The following is an 18,275-nucleotide window of genomic DNA, read 5'->3' on the forward strand; positions in this document are numbered from 1 at the left end:
GATGACGGCGGCTGCCTCGCCGGTGCCCCAAGCGGATGAGATCGTAAAAGTCCCCGCCGATGTCCATGCCGTGGCTGGCGGGAAGGTACCGGGCGGTCACTCGCAGGCCGGCCATACGCGGCAGGGCGCGGGGCAGCAGGCGGGCCTGCAGGCCCTCGGCGAGCTGGTGCTTGGCATCCTATTGTCGTGCCCGGTGCAGGGCCTGGACGATCAGGGCGCCGATGGAGGTGAGGGTGGTGCGCTCGGGCAGGGTGAAGTGGCGGGGCCGGGCGTAGCCGACGACGCAGATGTCAACGAACTGTCCCGAGACCATCAGAGGCAGCCACGCCCACGCGCCCATGCCGTCGTCGATGTCAGCGCCTTCGGGGAAGGCGGTGCGCAGTTCCTCCCGGTCGGCGAAGAAGGACGGCACCCCGTCGGGCAGCTCCCAAGAGGGCGCGTCGGCGGTCAGTCCCGGGACGGGGACACGGGGGGCGAGGGAGTCACTGTCGATGAGGCCGACGAGCTCCGAGGGAAAGCCGCGGTGGCCGATGACCCGGGCCCGGCTCGCCTCGGCGACCAGCAGCCCGAAGGCCTGGGCCTGCAGGGCGAGCAAGAGGTGGTCAGCCACCTGGTCCACCACTTCGTGGACGGAGGCGGCTTCGGCCAGGGCGCCGGAGAGATGCATCAGATGGTAGAGCGCGTCCATTCGGGCGGAGCCGGTCATGGCGTCGGCGCCGACGGGGCTCGGTTGTTCCGGGCTCCGGATGCCGTCGGCACAGGTGATGCGCACGCTCACGCCGGTGCGGTCAGGATAGAGCTGGAACAGCAGATGCCTGCCGCCGGGGTACTGTTCGGGGTGTAGGAGGTCGGCAGCTGGCCGGCGACGGCGAGCTGGTGCCGGTGCTCGTACATGGGGTGGTTCAGCCACCCGGCCGACTCCCACAGGCGGGTTCCCTGCAGGCAGGGGACGCTCTGGCCGAGCAGGTCGGCCGCGGTGGGGTCGGCTCGGAGCAGGCCGCCCCCGCGCCGCAGTTGGGTGTCGTCACCGCCGCAGGCGGATACGAGCAGTGTCCCAGCGGCTACTACTGCATTTTCGACACGTGGAACCGCACGAGCCGGTCCTGGGAGATGTACGACTTGACCAAGTACAGGGACGGCCGGAGAAGGTGGTCACCCGGGGCTCGGCAGAGCCTTGAGGGCACGGTGAACCTGAACAACTTCGCCAGTTCCCCTCGCGCCGCCTGACCTGTCTGGCTGGGGCGTGCGTCTCGGCGTCGCTCCACGCGCCGTGACGCGCGCCGCACCCACACCCCGGGGGCTCGGTCATCGGCAAACGCGCCGTAAGGCCGGTCAGTCGCGGCGGCTCGGTACGAGCAGGGCCTGCTGGACTACCGGAAGCCGCGCCAGCGCGTGCCGCTCTCGACGACGGGCGATCAGCAGGCCGGACAGGAATCGCAGAGTCGCTGACGTGCGGGGTCCAAGTTAGTGGTTAGTAACTGCTGTCTGCTGACTTGACTGTCATGAGGAGAGGTTCGGCCGAGCGGATGTCGGGGCAGCAGCGGCGGGAGCAACTGCTGGAGTTGGCGGCGGAGGAGTTCGCCCGGGGTGGGTTGCATGGGACATCGCCGTCGGCAGTGCATTCAGCGGCCTGACGCTCGCCGCCTACACCCCATCCGGGCACTTCGTTCCCAGTGAGCCGGGCTACACCACCGCCGCCTGGACGGCCGCCGCCCTGGCCGTTGTCACCATCACCCTGGCAGCGGGCACCGACTCGGTCCGCCGGCCTCGCCACACCTGACCCGCCGTCCCCGCCGGGACAGCAACTTCACGATAAGCGACCGCCCAGTACCGGTCCACTGATTGATCCCCTTGATCCTGCCACCGTATGGTCGCATGCCTGACTTCGATCACGACCACGGGGCCAGCGCGCTCTGGCACTGGATGTGGCGAAAGAAGAACCCGACCGCGGGATGAGGACCTCAAACCCCGTCTGGGGCCATCGATGCCTCAGCGACGCGCTCTGTTCGTATCTCGTGTCGGGAACACAAGCGGCTGCCAGGCAACGGTGGAACTGCCCATCCAGAGGCCACATTTGAGCGGTTGATGTCGGCCAGTACTCTCTGGTGCCGTGACCGATTCGACACCGCCGCCGTGGGTTGACGACCTCTTCCCGTTCCCCACTCCGCCCGCGCTCCGCACGCTGATCGACATCGCCTGGCAGGCCGCGTACGACTTCTTCCAAGAAAACGAAAGCTATGACTGCACCCTGCTGGAAACCCACTATGACTTCATGTTCGACCTGGCCACGATTCCCCGCCCGCCCGATGGCTGCGACGGCTACCCGGAGTTCGGCAACCAGGATCGGCAGCTACCGATACCACACTTCGCGACGCCGGAGTTCGTGCCCTTCGGCTCCCTCGGCGACGGCGGCAACGTCGGCTGGCTGGTACCCGCGCCGGAACTCGGGCGGCTGGACCATCCGGTTGCCCTGGCCAACGCTCATGACCACGGCGTGACCCTGGTCGGCGCGGACACCCGTACCGGTCTGGAGTTCATGCTGTCGTGGGCCCTGCGACGGTGGCGCGAGAACCCGGTGCCGGAGCCCCCGGCGGGGCGCGACCCAGAGGTGTGGCTTGCCCAAAACCGGTGGCGCATCGATGCGCGCGCCAAAGACCGGAGACTTGTTGACCGGCTGGCCGCCGAACTGCGCGTGCATCCGGACCCGGATCGGACCTTTGCCGGTTCATGGTGGCGAGGTACGACCGTCAAGGGGGACACCGAGTACGACATCGTGTTTGACCTACCGGAGGGGTGGCGGCACGAGCCCGGTGCGGACGGCATCGGCGTGCTCGCGCCAGCTGACGCGTACGCCGATCGGAAGCCGGTGGTCACGGAGGACCCGGCGCTCGAACCAGAGCTCATCGCCGCCGCACGCTGGCTCGATGCCGGATACCCGGCGACCGCGTTGCTCGCGCTCAAAGACACTTTCGTCAACGGACCGAGCTGCTACTTCGCTGACCTCAAACCGTTGTGGGGGCGCGCCTACCGAGATCTCGGCCGACCCGCATACGCGGACCGCCTCGACCTGATGGTGCCGAGTTACCAAGATTCGTGCTACTGCCCTGCCCCTCACTGAATAGAAGGTGGCGCGGACAGGTGTGTGATCATGGTCGGTGGTTCAGTCCCCCGGGGATTGCCGGCACGGGCGATACGCGCGGTGACGCGCGGGTGTCCTCCGGGCCAGTTGATGAACTGGTGGGACGCTGTCACCAGCAGGGGGCCGTGCTCGCCCAGCCGGGTCATGCCGGCCAAGGTCTCGCCCGGCGGCAGGCCCACAGGGGTCACGGTGCCGTCCACGTTCCACAGCACCACGCCCTGGCCGAGCTGGCCCGCCCACGACACGGCCGTCGTCGGCGATGTCGGTCGGGTTGGCGAGCGGGGCGCCCGTCAGGGCCCCTGTTCGCCGGTCACCGCGTTCCACACCACGGGGTCGCCCCGCCGTGGCAGTTTTTTCTCCCATGCGCCGAACCCCGTGGTCACGGGGCCGGGGCTCTGTCAGGGTGGACTTTAGCGTCGGCCTGCTGGGACCGGCCCACCCCCTGCAGCGAGTGGAATGCCATCCAGGTGCTGCAGCACGCGGCGGGTGACCAGCTCGGCTGCGCCGCGTTCCTCGGCGAGGGCGCGGGCCCTGCCGAGGACCCGTTCGCGCCCTCCGGGAAGCTGGGTGACGAACCGCTGGCGGTCGCGGAGGCGGCGGTGCGCGTAGCGGCCGCGGCGTGGTCGCGTGTGCCTGCGGACCAAGAGGAGGTCCCCGTCCCGCTGCCGTCGAACAAGATGCCCGCGGCCTCGGCACAAGCGCCCGCGCCCTGGACGCCGCCGTGCACGCCTGGGACATCGCCGTCGCCACCGGGCAGCCGTCGAAGTACCTGGGGCGGCGGCCGGACTGGGCGGCGTGACGGCCGGCCAGCGGACGAGACGGCGGGCGCGTTGCCGCGGGTGCGCAAGCCACGCGGCCCGGCCCTCACTCCGGTGAACAGCTGACCGGTGACCATTCGACCCTGCTGGGAGCACGTCACAAGCTCCTGAGCGCTTCGGTTGGCCGTATGGGACGCTTCGTCACCGTCGGCTACCGCGGCCGCAGCTGAGCTGCGTCAGTCCAGACAGAACTCGTTGCCCTCGGGGTCGGTCATCACGATGAAGCCGGCGCTCATCGGGAGAGCGGGCTCGTGGCGACGCACCCGCGCCGCTCCCAGCCCGACGAGCCGGTCGCACTCGGCCTCCAGCGCCGCCATCCGCTCCTCTCCCTGCAGTCCGGGAGCCGCACGAACGTCGAGGTGGAGGCGGTTCTTGGCGGCCTTGCCCTCCGGCACCTGCTGGAAGAACAGCCGTGGGCCGTGCCCGTCCGGGTCCTCGATGGCCGACCTCGTGTTGCGCTCCTCCTCCGGTACCCCGACCCGCTCGAGGAAGTCGTCCCACGCGGCCAGCGGGTCAGCGTCCTCGGGCAGGTCGACTCCGGGCGGGCCGGGGTGGACATAGCCCAGCGCATCGCGCCAGAAGGACGACAGCGCCTGCGGGTCGTGGGCGTCGAAGGTGATCTGGATGTGGCGGCTCATCGGGTTGCTCCGTTCATAGCGGCTTTCGTGTGCAGGCCGAGGTCGCGCAGCAGGCAGACCTCGGACGGGTGGTGGATCAGCTCGCGGAGGATGTGCAGCACCAGATCGGCCATGGGCACCTCGGGGAAAGACTCCTTCGCCCCGACCAGGACCCGGCCCCAGCCTCGCCGAGGCCGCGCCCCGGCCAGTCCGACGTCGTGCTGGGCCTCGAGTTGGTCAAGCGTGATGTCCTGGCTGCCGGCATATCCCCAGGTCTCGTACGACGTCGGCGACGCGCCGAAGTGCGCCGCGTTGCACGCGGCGAGCACGCTGAGCTGATGACCCCAGTGGAGGCCCCACTGCTCGCGCAGCGTCCGGTTCCCATCGAGTTCGTCTGCATCCACGGAGCCACCCTGACACCCCTAGCGGACAGAATCGGTCCGCTATCTGGCAAGGTGGGCGGCATGAACGCGGCAAGCGCTGACGAACGGGGTACGACGGAGCGGGTACTCACCCTGCTCGGGCTGCTGCAGCAGCGCCAGGTCTGGACCGGCCCCGAGCTCGCCGACCGGCTCGGGGTCACGCCGCGCACGGTTCGGCGTGATGTCGAGCGGCTGCGCGCGCTCGGCTATCCGGTGCATGCCAGCCAAGGCGTCGGCGGCGGCTACCAGCTGGGCCAGGGGCAGGACCTGCCGCCGCTGCTTCTCGACGACGAGGAGGCGATCGCCACCGCGGTCTCGCTGCTCGCCGGCGCGGGTGGCGCGGTCGTCGGCGCCGGCGACGCCGCGCTCCGGGCGCTGACCAAGCTCGACCAGGTGCTGCCCACCCGGCTGCGGCACGAGGTTCGCGCGCTCTCCGGCTCGGTGGAGTCCTTCGGCGGAGGCGCAACGGTCGACCCCGAGGTGCTCATGACCCTGGCCAGAGCCTGCCGCGACGAGGTTGAGGCCGGCTTCGACTACCCGTCCGGGAGCGAGGTGCGACAGCGGCGGGTCGAGCCCTACCGCCTGGTCGCCTCCGACCGGCGCTGGTACCTCCTCGCCTACGACCTCGATCGCGACGACTGGCGCAGCTTCCGCGTGGACCGGATGGCCGCCGTGTCCGCACGGACCTGGCGCTTCCGCCCGCGCGCGGCGCCCGACGCGGCGACGTACGTGCAGGAGAGTGTGGCGAGTCGGGTCTACCCGCACCAGGCACGCTTCCTCGTGCGCGCGTCGGCCGACACGGTACGCGCGCAGATTTCGGCGTCGGCGGCCGTCGTACGGCGGCGAGGGAGCGAGCTCTGCGAAGTGCTCAGTGGCGCCGCCAGCCTCGACTTCGTGCTCATGCACGTGCTCCTGCTGGGGCACGACTTCGAGGTACTCGACCCTCCGGAGCTCGGAAGGCGCTGTCGCGCGCTGGCGGAGAAACTGCTGTCGGCCGGTGCAACGATCGCACCGGTGCCGGACACGGAGGAGTCATGAATGCGTGTCCTGCTCGCGTGAGGGCCGTGTCCGAGGTGACTGCTACGGTCCGTCATCGTGATGCGGTGTTGGGGAAGCTCGAGGACCTTGGCGACGAGTAGCTGCGGCGGCCGATGACGCCGCCGGGGATGAACCTGCTGGGCTTGGTCAAGGAGATCGCGGCGCTCGAAGCGCGGCTCGGGTCGCCGCCCCACTGGCAGCTCTCCTTGCACACCAGGCCCTTGGACCGGGAAGGCGGACTCCGGGAATTCGACATTCTCAGCGGGCGTGGCTTCATCAGCTTCCTCGCCGTACCACGCCACCACTGCATCTACGTCTGCAACATCACCTGGTACGGCTGATGTCGCCTGCGTAGCGTTCCGGAGCGGGTCGTATCCCTGTGGGGCTCGAACCTCTCAGCAAGGTGGCTGGTACTCATACTGGGGAAAGTATTGGCGCCATTCGGCCTGGGTCATGGCTGGGGAGGCGGTGTCGCAGATTCGGGAGGCGACGCGCTGAGGGCTGGGGTCCCACAGGAGTGCGGTCCAGTCTTCGCCGCCGGTAGCGAGGGTTCGGCCGTCGGGGCTGAAGGCGAGAGTGTCGACCGGCTTGGTGTGGCCTGCCAGAAGCGCCAGTTCGTGGGGGTCGCCCTGACCGCTGACGTCGTAGAGCCTCACGGTGTTGTCCGAGCTTGCGGTGGCCAGCGTCCGCCCGCCTGGGGCGAAGGCGACGGACATGACGCCGTCGGCGTTGCCGGAAAGCCGGTTCCGCAGGACCGGATGATGTGGATCGGTGAGATCCCACAGTCGTACGGTGCGGTCTTCGCTGCCGGTGGCCAAAGTGCGGTCGTCGGGGCTGAACGCGACCGATTTCACCGCGTCGGTGTGGCCGACGAGGACAGCCAGGCGTCCCGGGTGCCGTCGGTCGGTCAGGTTCCACAAGGTGGCCGTACGGTTGCGGTCGGCCACGGCCAGGGTGCGGCCGTTGTGGGAAAACGTCACGGAGTCCACCGCGCCTGCTCTCCGCAGAGCGGCCAGAAGGCGGGGACGCCGCACATTCGTCACATCCCACAGCCGCACGGTGCCACTCTCACCGCCGGTGGCCAGGGTGTGGCCGTCCGGGCTGAACGCGACCGTGTTGACGTGGCCGACACGAGACGGCACGACACCCAGCAGGCGGGGACGGTGCGATGCCGCCAGGTCCCACAGCCGTACCGTGCCGTCGGCACTGCCACTGGCCAGGACCCGCCCGTCCGGCCGGAAGACCACGGAGTTGACCGGACCCGTGTGGCCGGTGAGCGGGGGCAGCTCGCGGGGGCGGCGCACGTCCGCGAGGCTCCACATGCGCACGCTGCGGTCGTAGCTGCCGGTCGCCAGCAGGCGTCCGTCGGGGCTGAAGGCGACGGAGTAGACCGAGCTGCTGTGGCCGGTCAGGGCCGGTCCGGGGAGATCCCACAGACGTGCGGTCTGGTCCGCGCTACCGGTGGCCAGGGTGCGGCCGTCGGGGCTGAAGGCAAGCGCTCCCACACTGCCGGTGTGGCCTGAGAGAACTCCCAGTTCGCGGGAGTGGCCGGGGCCGTTCACCGCCCACCGGCGTACGGTGGCGTCGGTGCTGCCGCTGGCCAGCGTGCGGCCGTCGGGGCTGAAGGCGACGGCGTTGACGGCGTCGGTGTGCCCGGGGAGCACCTCCGCCAGACGGGCCTGGCGTGGCGTGGCCACGTCCCACAGCCGCACCTTGAAGTCGCTGCTGCCGGTGGCCAGCCTGCGGCCGTCCGGGGCGAACGCCATCGTGTTCACCGCGCCGCTGTGGCCGACCGCGGCCGGCAGCTCCCACAGACGCCCGCCTGACGGGGTCACCGCCCACAGCCGCACGGTACGGTCGGCGTGGCCCGTGGCCAGCATCCGCCCGTCCCGGCTGAACGCCACCGCGGACACGGCCGCACGCACATCCAACGCGGCAAGTTCGCGCGGCCGGTGGGCATCCGACAGCTGCCACAGCCGGATCCTGTGGTGGGCGACCGTCACCAGCGTTCGCCCACCGGAGTCGAACGCCAGTCCGACGACCGGGCCGGCGCCGGCCGACAGACGCGCCGCGAGCCGGGGCTGCCGCACATTGCCGATGTCCCACACCACCACCGCGCCGTCTTCGCCTCCCGCGGCCACAAGACGGCCGTCGGGGCTGACGGCGACCGTACGCACGGGACCGGCCAGGCGGGGCAGCGCGCCGAGCTCACGCGGCCGGTGAGGATCCGCGGTCCGCCACAATCGCACGGTCCGGTCGGTGTCGCCGGTGGCCAGGATGCGGCCGTCGGCGCTGAACGCCACCGTGGTGACCACGCTCCGCCGACCGGTCAGCTGTGTGGCGTAGGGGGTGGCGAAAGTGCTGAGCAGACCGGAGCGCGCCTCCGGGGTGGGCGACAGACGGTAGGCGGCCAGACTCACCTGGGCGGCCAGGGCGGGGTTGGTCGCTCGCACTGCCGCGGCCTTTTCGGCGGCCCGCTGTGAACTGGCGGCATCGCGCTGTGAACTGGCGGCGTCGCGCTGCCGATCCGCCGTCCGCTGCGCCAGAACAGCGAGGGCCGCGGTCGTGGTCGCCAGCACGAGCAGGACGCTCAGCAGCGCCACCGCCTGGTGTCGCAGCCGGGCGCGACGCCGCGCCGCCGCATGCTCGGCCACCTGAGCGGCCGAGCTCGCGTCCAGGAACTCCCGCTCCGGCGCGGACAGAGAAGTCCGGTCCAGTCCGGTGGCCATGGCCAGGCGGGCACCGCGGTACAGCGCGCCGGGATCCCGCTCCAGCGTTTCCCAGACCTCTACCGCGTCGGTGAGCTGGCGCAGGGTCCGCGTGGCCTCGCGGTCCTCGGTCAGCCATCCGCGCAGCCGAGGCCAGCACCGGATCAGAGCCTCATGGGCCAGTTCCACCCGCTCGCGGTCCAGCGTCAGCAGCCGCGCGCCGGCCGCGTCATCCAGTACGGCACCGATACCGCCGCCGCCGGCCTCGGCCAGCCCTTCCAGCTCTTCCAAGCGGGCCGGCCGCCGAGTGTCCTGTGTACCTTCTCCCAGGGCGGTCAGCCGCACGAACACCCGCCGGGCCAGCTTCCGGTGCTCCCCGTCCAGTCGCTGGTAGAACTCCTCCGCGGTGCGCACCAGGCCGGCCTCGAGCCCGCCCGCCGCCTCGAACGCCTCCAGCGTCAGCGCGTTGCCACGTCTCCGCCGCCAGGTCTGAAGCAGCGCGTGGGACAGCAGCGGCAGCATCCCGGGCTGGGCGTGTGCCTGGGCCGTGAGCGTCGCCAGCAGCGCGCCCTCGACGCTGAGTCCGGCCCGCTGTGCCGGCTTCACCACCGCCCGGCGCAGCTCGTCCAGGCTCATGGGCCCGACCGGCACTTGCGCGTCGCGCATCGCCTTCACCAGCGGGGCGTTGTGGGTGCAGTACGTGTAGAAGTCGGCCCGCACCCCCAGCACCACCCGGCACCGGCCGGCCTCGGCCGAGGCGGCGGTGACCAGTGCTTCGATGAAGCAGTCCCGCTCGACGTCGTCCGGGCACAGTGTGAAGGTTTCCTCGAACTGGTCGACGATCAGCACCACGTCGCCGCCGGCCGCATCCGAACGGACGGTGATCTGCCGCATCACGCGGCCCAGGTTCTTCGGATCCTCCTTCAACTCCTCGTACAGTCCGCCTGGCGTGACGCCCGTCAGTGCCCCCAGCCGCACCGCACACTCCTCCAGTGGCCGCGGCCCCGGCGTCAGCACCACCGTTGTCGCCGCGGCCCCCAGGCGCGGCACCAGGCCCGCCCGCAACAGCGACGATTTGCCCGAACCCGAAGCGCCGATCACCACCACGAACCGCTGTCGCTCCAGTCGCTCGGCCAGCTCGTCCACCAACTCTTCCCGGCCGAAGAACCACTCCGCGTCCTGCTCCCGGAACGACCGCAGACCCGCGTACGGCGAGGCCGTGCCGGACTCTTCCGCCGGGTGGAGGGCGGAAGGCCCTTCACCGAGGCTTTCCGCCGCTTCCCGCCAACGCTGCTCCCACTCTTCCACGTCCCCCTCACAAGCGCGCACGTACGCCAGCGTCACCGCCAGCGTCGGCAGCCGCTGCCCGGACGCCGCGGAGGACAAGGTGGAAATCGAGTAGTGCGCCTGCTCCGCCAGTTTTCGGTACGGCCGATTGCCGGCCTTCTGCCGCAGCTGCCGGAGGCCCGCGGCGAACTCCAGTAACGGGCTGTCCCCCAACTCCAGCGGTCGCTCTCTGCGCGGCATCGCCGCACCTCCCCCGTTGTTCTCGCATGTTTCATGGCCTGCGCGGCGTCGTCACATTTTTCAGGACTCGTTTGTTCGGCACCAGGCTCCGAGCTCGAACAATGCCTGAGCCGGTACACCTGGAGCGGACGGGTCGGCAGCGGCGGTGGCGGTTTGCCGCCTTTCGTCTTCCAGTTCGTGAAGTCGGAGGAGCGGGCCGAGCGGCTGAGCGTGGTTTCGGTCGAGGCGGAGGAGCTTTGTGGTGGACGGGTGGTGGGTGGTGTTGCCGGATACGGAGGCCGCCGCTGCGTTGGCGGGTCGGCTGTGGCATGGGCAACCCGACCAAGGCGCATCGGACTGTCTGCGGCACGCGTCGGGCAGGCCGTGGCTGGTCGGCCGGCGAGCCGCCGAGCGCATGCTCGTCGTCGAAGCGGGAGACACGCGGCTCGCCTTGTCGGGCAGGTTCACCGTTTCCCCGGAGGTGCTGCGGCGAAAGGTCGCGCGGGTGCGGAGCGCGGAGGAGGTGGAGCGGGCGGTCGCTGGGCTGGCGGGCAGCTATCACGTGCTGGCCTCGGTGGGCGGAAGCGTATGGGCACGGGGGGCGGCTTCGGCCGCGTGTCGCGTCTTCACCGCGAGCGTGGACGGCGTGCCGGTGGCGGCTTCGGACACGGATGTGCTGGCCGAGCTGGTCGGTTCGGCGCCGGACATGGAGGTGCTGGCCGCGCGGCTGCTGGAACCCGGCGTGTCCTGGGCCGGGTTGGGCGGGCGCACGATGTGGCAGGGAGTGCATTCCGTACGGCCGGACGAGGCGCTGATGTGGCACCGCGACGGCAGCGGACGCACGGTGCGCTGGTGGTGTCCTCCCGAGCCTGTCCTCCCTCTGGGCGAGGCGGCGCAGGCGGTACGCGCCGCGCTGGTGGATGCGGTGGCCACGTGCACGGCGGACAGGGGAACGGTCAGCGCCGACCTGTCCGGCGGGCTGGGTTCGACGAGCCTGTGCTTCCTGGCCGTGCGCGGTGACGCCGAGTTGGTGACGGCGCGCTGGGAGGGTGTGGACGCGCGCAATGACGAAGCCGAATGGGCTGCCCAAGCCGCTCGGGCGCTGCCTGAGGCCACACATCTGGTGGTCGGGCAGCGTGAGACGCCCGACTGGTTCGCGGGCATAGGGCCGCTGCGCCTGGCCGCGCAGGAACCGGGCTCCTGGACGCGGGATGTCGCGAAGCTGGGCGATATTCTGCGCCGTGTGCAAGCACGCGGATCCCGCCTGCATCTGGGCGGCGGAGTCGGCGACGAACTGTTCACCCCGTCCCCCTCCCACTGGATCGACACCTTGACAAAGCACCCGAGGCTGGTGCTCCAGCGGGCCCGGCGTCAACGCCTCGACTGGCGCGTCAGCCGCTGGGCCGTGCTGCGGGCGCTCACGGACCGGCGCGGCTATCGTCAGTGGCTGCTGGAGACAGCCGACCACCTGACCGCCCAGCATGCGCATGAGCCGGCGGATCAACTCGGCTGGCAGCCGGTGCCCCGCATGCCCGCGTGGGCCTCCCCGCAAGCCGCCCGGTCAGCGCGGGACGTACTGCGGGAGGCTGCCGAACGCTGCCCCGGGCCACTCGCTCCCCAGCGCAGCGTCCACGCCGTACTGCATCAGGTGCGGGAAGGCGGCAACACCGTCCGCCTGATCAACAAGTCCCTGCCCGGCCCCGATCTCGCGCTGCCCTACACCGACGACGCCGTGGTGGCCGCCGCGACGTCCGCCCGCCCGGAGGAGGCCGCGGCCCCGGGACGCTTCAAACCGCTGCTGACGGCCGCGATGGCCGGCATCGTTCCCGAGAAGGTCCTGCGGCGCACCACGAAGGGCCCCTACTATGCGGACTTCTACCGCGCGCTACACCGGCAGCGAGGCGAAATGCTCACTCTTCTGGACGGTTCGCTGCTGGCCGAGGCCGGCCTGATCGACCCCGACCGCCTGCGCGGCGTCGCGCACGCGCACGCCTCGATGGCCGACCTGGCACCGCTGATGTCCACGGTGGGCTGCGAGATCTGGCTCCGCTCACACGAGCGGACACCGCACCACCCGACGTCCACACTGACCGGCGACCACCCCGGCCCGGTTACCGGCAACGAGCCACCGATGTGCCCGACCGGACTGGCAGAACAGGAGATACCAACATGACCGCGTCAAGGGCGCCCCTGACCCGGGACAGCCTGCGGGTGAAGATTGTCGTGCAGCGGGTGCGGCTCGCAGGTACGGAATACCGCGTGATCCGGCCGGCCAGACCATTGAAGAACGGGGCGCTTTACAACGCCCGCGGCCATTACGACATGTATGTGGACCGAACGGATGGCAGGCGCATTGGCACCCTGTGGCTGCTCGCAGCGCGATCACCGCGATCGCTGGTCTACCTTCCGATGCGCACCGCTCCCGCCGCACCTGGTACCGGCTGGGAAGATGAGCAGCCACTCGATCTCGTGCTGGCCCCTCGCGCAGTGCAGTTGCGTCCTTCCCGCTGGAAGCGGATCCGCAAGCTTCTCAACACGGCGAATGCTCCACGCGAGGTACGCACCGCGAGTGTGCCGGAGCGAGACCTGCCGGACCTTGAGGCCGAGTACAGCGTTCCGGTTGACCCGGAGGAGGCGAACGAGGTCCCGCCCCGCAAGCACGTCTACGCCGAGACGCTGCTACTGACCGGCGGAACCGCGGCCTTCCGGCAAGGAGCGAAGGAGATATTCGCCGTCACGAAGGATGGACCACCCCATGCCGCGACCGGACATCACATTCCCGGCGCCTGCAACTACCACGTTTGCCGAGCCATCTACGACTGGGAACCCCCTGGTACGCCATTCTGGGAACAGATGCACGTGGAGTTCTGCCCACCATGGGCAAGATGACGAAAACAACAGGCGCCCTGGTGAGCTTGCGGCAGGCCATGTGGAGAACACCACCGCCGCTCGCCCCGCGAAGAGGTCAGGTGGTGGCCAGCAGCAGGTTCTCTCCGCTTGACGGGCGAAGGCCGCCGGTGCGATCGGCGAAGTAGCGCTCGGCCAGCGAAGCTCCCGACACATGGCGGGCGTCTTGGAGGCCGGCCTCGCGGGCCAATGCCAGCATTTCCTGTGGGGTGTAGAAGCTGATGAACGGCGTTCCGGATGCGCGCGCGCCTTCCTCGCTCGCACTGAGGCCGGGGCGATCGGCGTCGTCGACGAGGTCGGTCGGCAGCAGGAAGGTCATGGCGAGCGTCGAGCCGGGTGCGAGCCCGGCGATCTGGCGCAGGGTGGCCGCGGTGGCTTCTTTGGTGAGGTACATGGTGACACCGGTGGAGACCATGACCGCCGGCCGGCCGGGATCGAAGCCGGCAGCGGTCAGCTGCTCCAACCAGGACCGGCTCGCCTCGAAGTCGACCGGCACCAGGTGCAGCCAGTCGGGGATGCCGTAGCCCAGTTCGGCCAGGCGGTGGCGCTTCCAGGCCTGGGGGCCGGGCTGGTCGACCTCGAAGAGCCGCAGGCGGGAGGCGATCTCCGGCTTGCGCTGGGCGAAGGTGTCCAGGCCGGCTCCCAGGATGACGTACTGGGCGACGCCACGGTCGGCCTGCTCGGCGACCAGGTCCTCGATGAAACGAGCACGGGCCACAACGGCTGCCCGGAACCCGCTGGTCGCGCGGGTCCATGTCCGGGCGGCGGCGCCGGTCATCGTCGGGGGCCGCCAGCTGCCAGCCGATCTCGTCCTCGAGCACGTGGGGCGGTGGGTCGACCTGGACGTGCATCGCCCGCCAGAGGGCGACCCGCTCCGCAGTGCTGTCCGGCGCCTCGGTCTGCTCGTCTGCCATGGTGTTCCCCTCTCGTTGCGGTCAGGTCAGTTCTCGGCGGGAGCTTGGAGGCTCCACAGACGCCCGTCGGGGTCGCGGACAGTCATCTCCTTGGTCCCGTAATGGGTGTCCTCGAACGGCGTGACCACCTCGACGTCAGGATCGGGGCGGAAGCCATCCGCGTCCGGCACTTTCAGCACGATCTGCGTCTGGGGCTTTCGGTCCTCGGGGATCTCGGCGATGAAGACGTACGGGCCGTCGCCGTTGCGAAGCCGGCCGGAGTTGTGGTCGGTCGAGAACTCCAGATCGAAGCCGAGCGCCTGGAAGAACTTCGCCGCCTTACCCCAGTTGTGGGTCTCCAGGAACACAGCCTCGATTCCCTCAGTCGTCATGTCAGGTCTCCTTCTCAGTTGATGACTGTTGTTGCCCATGGGCGTCGTCAAGATAGGCGCGCAGCGCGTCAGCGACCAGCGCCGACAACGACATGCCCGACTCGATGGCGCGGTACTTGACCTGCTTGATCAGCCCGATCGGCAGGTACACGTTGAACTGCTTGACTTCCTCATCACCCACGAGGGCAATGCTAGCATCCTAGCAAGCTAGCCGCCTACGCTAGCCTGTGCGGATGATGACAGCCAACGACGCACTGTCCATCCTTGCCGTGCTGCGGAATGCGGACGTCGACGTCTGGATCGGTGGCGGCTGGGGCATCGACGCCCTGGTCGGCAAGCAAACCCGCCATCACCACGACCTGGACCTGATGCACCGCACGAACCAGGAACCGGCAGTCGTGGCGGCTCTCGCGGATGCCGGGTTCGCCGAGACCCTCGACTGGCGCCCCGTGCGGTTCGTCGTCACCGACGCCCATGGTCGAGAGATCGACCTTCATCCCCTGATCTTCGCTGCGGACGGATCCGCCGTGCAGAGGTCGCCCGACCCTGACCGCCCGTTCGTCTATCCCGCCTCGTGCTTCGTCACCGGCACGATCCAGGGGGCCACCGTCCCGTGCCTATCTCCGGAGCAGCAGGTCTACTTCCACCAGGGCTACGAACCGGCTGATCACGACCGTCACGACATGGCCCGGCTCCGGCAGGCGTTCGGGATCGACACCCACTTCTGACCAGCCCTCCAAGGGCTCCCTTCCGCCGCGTCCAGCCCGTCCCGCACCGGCGGCACCCTGCGACGGCGGTCAGACGGACGGCAGCGCGGCGGCGGCCGCCCCGGCGAGGTTGGTGGCCAGCTCGCAGGGCCTGCCCTTGGAGCCCGCACCCTTGATGACGAGGGCCACGCGCTCGGTCCCCTTCACCCGGTCCACGCTGGTGTAATCGCGGTAGACCACCTCGATGCGGCAGCTCCCCGAGCCCTCGTACTCCGGCAGAACGATGGCCTGGCGTCCGCTGAGCTCGGTCGACCGGGCATTCTTGTCGCTCGGCATGCTGCCCTGGTCGAATCGCACGTCCACCTCGAGGTCGTTGGTGGTGCTCTTCCACTGGCAGTCCCATCGGCCGAATCCGACGTCCGGGTCCTTGGCGTCGATACCGGGCACCTTCTCCAGCGCCTTGACGTCGAGCAGCGTGCACGCATCCTGGTGCGCCAGCGAATCGGACGGGAACTCCGGGGAACGCCGGGGGATCTCATCGCGGTTGAGCACCTTGGCCGCGAATCGCGTGGCGACATCGGCGGTGTCGCACAAAGGCTGCTTGACCTCGGCAGGCCGTCTCGCGACCGCGGTGATCCGAAGGCTGTTGTCGCGAGCGCCGGTCACCGCCATGGCCCGCTCGCACTCGTTACCCTCGGCGGCGCGCTCGACGACGGTGACCCTGCCCGTGGTCTTCCTCGTCACGGCCTCCGGCAGCGGGTCGGCGTCGAGCTCCACCCTGACGCCCACGACCTCCTCGTCGCGCTCCTTCAGTTTGACGTCGCAGCGGTTGAAGTTGCCCTCATCACGCTTCAGTTCGGCCACTTCGTAGCGATCGAACACAGTGGCCTTCAGTAAGGCGCAGGGGTCGGCCGTACGGGGGTCGCCGATGAAGCCCGACGCGCTGGGCCGCGTGCTGCCCGCCGGCGGGGCGGTTTTGTCCGCTCCGGCTTCGCCACCCAGGCTTATCACGATGAACGGAACGGCGATGGCCAGTGCCGTGGCGGCGGCGACGCCGGCCGTGAGCAGCGGGCGGCGCCGGACGAGGGTCGTCGTCCGGCGCCGCTGTCCTCCCGACGGCGGGTCCTCGCCGCCGGAAACAGTGTCCGTATAGGGCGTGGTCACCGAGGTCAACGGGAGGGTCGGAAGCTGGTCCGGCGACCCTGCGATGCCCGCGAGCGCGCTGAGCGCCTCAGCGGCGGTGGGACGGGCCCTGGGGTCCCGCTGGAGCATCGCGGTGAGCACCCCGCCGAGCGGCCCGACCTGGGGGCCTACGGCCTCGAGCCGGACCACGCGTCCGGGGCCGCGCAGCGGCGGAGTCCCCGTAACCAGCCAGTACAGGGTGGCGCCGAGGGAGAACACATCGGATGCCCGCTCGGGCGCTGCCCGGAACGCCTCGGGAGCGGCGTAGGCCGGGGTGAGGCTGATCGCCCCGTTGGGTGTGATCGTCTCGCTGCCGTCCACCCTGTAGGCGGCGCCGAAGTCGGCCAGCTTGGCCACTCTGTCATGGGTGATCACGATATTGCCGGGCTTGACGTCGCAGTGCACGATCCCCTTGGTGTGCAGGGCCGCCAGCGCGGCCGCGATCTGCACGCCGATGTGCGCCGCGAGCTCGGGGGCCATCTTCACCGGAACATCCAGGCTCCCGCCGGTGACGTGCTCCATCACCAGCCAGAACGTGGCCTTCTTGCCCTTGCCCGCGCGGACGGCGTCATAGAGGGTCACCACATGCGGATGGCTGAACTTCGCCAGAGCGCGCGCCTCGGCCAGCAGCTGGTCGAAGTCGGCCCGGCTGTTGTCCTCGAGCACGGCCCGCTTGAGGACGACGGGACGGCCCAGCTCCGTGTCGACGGCGAACCAGACCGCTCCTCTCCCTCCCTCGACGGGCCCCTTCGTGAGCCGGTACTTGCCCACTTTCTCCCCCCGGCGCACAACGACACTCCCCTCGCACAAGACCAGAACGCCTGCTGTAACCAGGCACGCGGACCGAACTTACTGCGTATGGGAAGAGACACACACCGTTTCCGGCGCTCTTGAGGGCGACATCGGGCTCGGCGCGTGTCCGTGGCGCGCCGGACATGGCTGGTTGAGAAGGGAATTCACGTAACACTCCAGAAATCTTTACCTGTGTGGAGGTTGTGACGCCGGGATGCGCACGCGACCTGGGCAGGTGCTGGAGTCACATGCCACCCGTGTGGTCGTGGTGGTGCCGGACCTCCTAGCCAGGGGGCCCGGCACCGTGATCCCCCTGGCTAGGAGTGGGTGACTTCGATGCTGGATATCTGGACCTCGCCGTAGTTGTCACTGTCGCACGGGTCCGAGTTTCCGCAGTTGGCCTGTGTGTAGGCCCCCGCCTTGAAGTAGTTGGTGTCGCCGTCGTGGGAGATCGTGGTCTCGAGGTCCCCGTTGTAGTACACGCCGATCTCCCCGTCCTTCGCCACGAACTTGGCCTCGAACTCGGTGCCCAGCTCATAGTCGTCGGTGACGAGGTGGTGGCGGGAGTCGTCACCGTCGGTGATGTAGAGCTTGCTGCCCTCGAGGCGGAAGACCGTGACATCGTCGTCCCCGCCGTGGACCTGGGCGCCGACCACGTGCGGCTTGTCGTTGGGGAGGGCCAGGAACGCCTCTGTGACCACGAGGGTGTGGGTGCCCTCCGTGGCCGACCAGCTGGCCTCGTCTTCCCCACCGTCCGTCATCTCCCGCAATTCGGCACGCGGGTAGCTGGAGCCCCCCGTGGTCACGCCGTCGACGGCCGCTCGGAACCGGACCGCGTCGCACTCCTCGTTGACCTGGAACCAGGGCTTGGCGGAGAAGGTGGCGAGGTGGGGCTGCGTGATCTCGGTTGGGTCCTCGTCGTCGCCGGTGGGGAGGGTCATCTTCCAGTTGGTGAGGTCGAGCACGTCGGCGGGATACTTGCACGGGGCGGCCGGGGCGTCACGACGGGTGGGGGTGTCGGCCTGCGCGGGGAGCACGAGGGCGGCCGTCGAGGCGGCTGTGGCGATGCCTGCGAGGACGATGATGCGCATGCGCGGCATGGGGCTTTCCTTCCTGTTCGGGGGGACAGAACGACTGTCAATTCCCTCGAAGCG

17 protein-coding genes and 1 pseudogene are annotated in these 18,275 nt (G+C 69.8%); 8 read left to right on the top strand and 10 right to left on the bottom strand.

Going from position 1 to position 18,275, the window contains the following annotated elements; genetic code table 11:
* Positions 1–178 precede the first annotated feature (178 nt).
* Complete coding sequence (locus PV419_RS18430) at positions 179–778, bottom strand: GAF domain-containing protein (protein ID WP_319690237.1); 600 nt, start codon at positions 776–778, stop codon at positions 179–181.
* 119 nt (positions 779–897) lie between these two features.
* Here PV419_RS18430 and PV419_RS18435 point away from each other — a divergent pair, with 119 nt between their 5' ends.
* Both PV419_RS18435 and PV419_RS18440 read left to right on the top strand, forming a co-directional pair.
* The gene (locus PV419_RS18435; RefSeq protein WP_319690241.1) at positions 898–1,227 is read left to right on the top strand and encodes a hypothetical protein; all 330 of its coding nucleotides are present in this window, start codon (positions 898–900) and stop codon (positions 1,225–1,227) included.
* Positions 1,228–2,110: 883 nt separating this feature from the next.
* A complete protein-coding gene (locus tag PV419_RS18440) occupies positions 2,111–3,118 on the top strand; it encodes a hypothetical protein (protein WP_319690244.1) in 1,008 nt (335 codons plus the stop codon).
* Here PV419_RS18440 and PV419_RS18445 read toward each other — a convergent pair.
* Complete coding sequence (locus PV419_RS18445; RefSeq protein WP_319690248.1) at positions 3,112–3,384, bottom strand: hypothetical protein; 273 nt, start codon at positions 3,382–3,384, stop codon at positions 3,112–3,114. The genes PV419_RS18440 and PV419_RS18445 overlap by 7 nt on opposite strands.
* A 222-nt stretch (positions 3,385–3,606) precedes the next feature.
* Between PV419_RS18445 and PV419_RS18450 the strand changes: the two genes are divergently transcribed.
* Positions 3,607–4,023, top strand: a complete 417-nt coding sequence (locus PV419_RS18450; protein WP_319690252.1) for a hypothetical protein — start codon at positions 3,607–3,609, stop codon at positions 4,021–4,023.
* 110 nt (positions 4,024–4,133) lie between these two features.
* On the opposite strand, the gene PV419_RS18455 is transcribed toward PV419_RS18450, so the two are convergent.
* On the bottom strand, positions 4,134–4,595 hold the full coding sequence (locus tag PV419_RS18455) for a VOC family protein (RefSeq protein WP_319690257.1): 462 nt from the start codon (positions 4,593–4,595) through the stop codon (positions 4,134–4,136).
* Complete coding sequence (locus PV419_RS18460; RefSeq protein WP_319690263.1) at positions 4,592–4,978, bottom strand: hypothetical protein; 387 nt, start codon at positions 4,976–4,978, stop codon at positions 4,592–4,594. Before PV419_RS18460 ends, PV419_RS18455 begins: the two co-directional genes overlap by 4 nt.
* Positions 4,979–5,038: 60 nt before the next feature.
* Between PV419_RS18460 and PV419_RS18465 the strand changes: the two genes are divergently transcribed.
* Positions 5,039–6,034, top strand: coding sequence for a helix-turn-helix transcriptional regulator (locus PV419_RS18465; protein ID WP_319690273.1), 996 nt, complete (start codon positions 5,039–5,041; stop codon positions 6,032–6,034).
* Between the two features lie 128 nt (positions 6,035–6,162).
* The gene (locus PV419_RS18470) at positions 6,163–6,375 is read left to right on the top strand and encodes a hypothetical protein (protein WP_319690278.1); all 213 of its coding nucleotides are present in this window, start codon (positions 6,163–6,165) and stop codon (positions 6,373–6,375) included.
* 54 nt (positions 6,376–6,429) lie between these two features.
* On the opposite strand, the gene PV419_RS18475 is transcribed toward PV419_RS18470, so the two are convergent.
* Entirely contained in the window at positions 6,430–10,269 is a 3,840-nt protein-coding gene (locus PV419_RS18475) for an XRE family transcriptional regulator (RefSeq protein ID WP_319690283.1), read from the bottom strand.
* Positions 10,270–10,510: 241 nt separating this feature from the next.
* Between PV419_RS18475 and PV419_RS18480 the strand changes: the two genes are divergently transcribed.
* Both PV419_RS18480 and PV419_RS18485 read left to right on the top strand, forming a co-directional pair.
* Entirely contained in the window at positions 10,511–12,421 is a 1,911-nt protein-coding gene (locus tag PV419_RS18480) for an asparagine synthase-related protein (RefSeq protein ID WP_319690289.1), read from the top strand.
* Positions 12,418–13,137 carry a hypothetical protein gene (locus PV419_RS18485; RefSeq protein WP_319690293.1) on the top strand — a complete coding sequence of 240 codons (720 nt, stop codon included), beginning with the start codon at positions 12,418–12,420 and terminating at the stop codon, positions 13,135–13,137. Before PV419_RS18480 ends, PV419_RS18485 begins: the two co-directional genes overlap by 4 nt.
* 76 nt (positions 13,138–13,213) lie before the next feature.
* Here PV419_RS18485 and PV419_RS18490 read toward each other — a convergent pair.
* The 3 genes and pseudogenes from PV419_RS18490 to PV419_RS18500 form a co-directional block, all read right to left on the bottom strand.
* Positions 13,214–14,069: pseudogene (locus PV419_RS18490) on the bottom strand (class I SAM-dependent methyltransferase).
* 26 nt (positions 14,070–14,095) lie between these two features.
* Positions 14,096–14,440, bottom strand: a complete 345-nt coding sequence (locus tag PV419_RS18495; protein WP_319690297.1) for a VOC family protein — start codon at positions 14,438–14,440, stop codon at positions 14,096–14,098.
* A gap of 1 nt (position 14,441) precedes the next feature.
* On the bottom strand, positions 14,442–14,621 hold the full coding sequence (locus PV419_RS18500) for a CopG family transcriptional regulator (protein WP_319690300.1): 180 nt from the start codon (positions 14,619–14,621) through the stop codon (positions 14,442–14,444).
* A 55-nt stretch (positions 14,622–14,676) separates the two neighbouring features.
* Between PV419_RS18500 and PV419_RS18505 the strand changes: the two genes are divergently transcribed.
* Positions 14,677–15,168, top strand: a complete 492-nt coding sequence (locus PV419_RS18505) for a nucleotidyltransferase domain-containing protein (RefSeq protein WP_319690905.1) — start codon at positions 14,677–14,679, stop codon at positions 15,166–15,168.
* A gap of 69 nt (positions 15,169–15,237) precedes the next feature.
* Here the strand turns inward: PV419_RS18505 and PV419_RS18510 are convergent, their stop codons facing one another.
* Both PV419_RS18510 and PV419_RS18515 read right to left on the bottom strand, forming a co-directional pair.
* Positions 15,238–17,118, bottom strand: coding sequence for a serine/threonine-protein kinase (locus PV419_RS18510; RefSeq protein ID WP_319690303.1), 1,881 nt, complete (start codon positions 17,116–17,118; stop codon positions 15,238–15,240).
* A 320-nt stretch (positions 17,119–17,438) separates the two neighbouring features.
* Positions 17,439–18,221, bottom strand: a complete 783-nt coding sequence (locus tag PV419_RS18515) for a polysaccharide lyase family 7 protein (protein ID WP_319690304.1) — start codon at positions 18,219–18,221, stop codon at positions 17,439–17,441.
* Positions 18,222–18,275 lie beyond the last annotated feature (54 nt).

Origin of the sequence: Streptomyces sp. ME19-01-6, from assembly GCF_033793745.1 — a bacterium.
GTDB lineage: Bacteria > Actinomycetota > Actinomycetes > Streptomycetales > Streptomycetaceae > Streptomyces.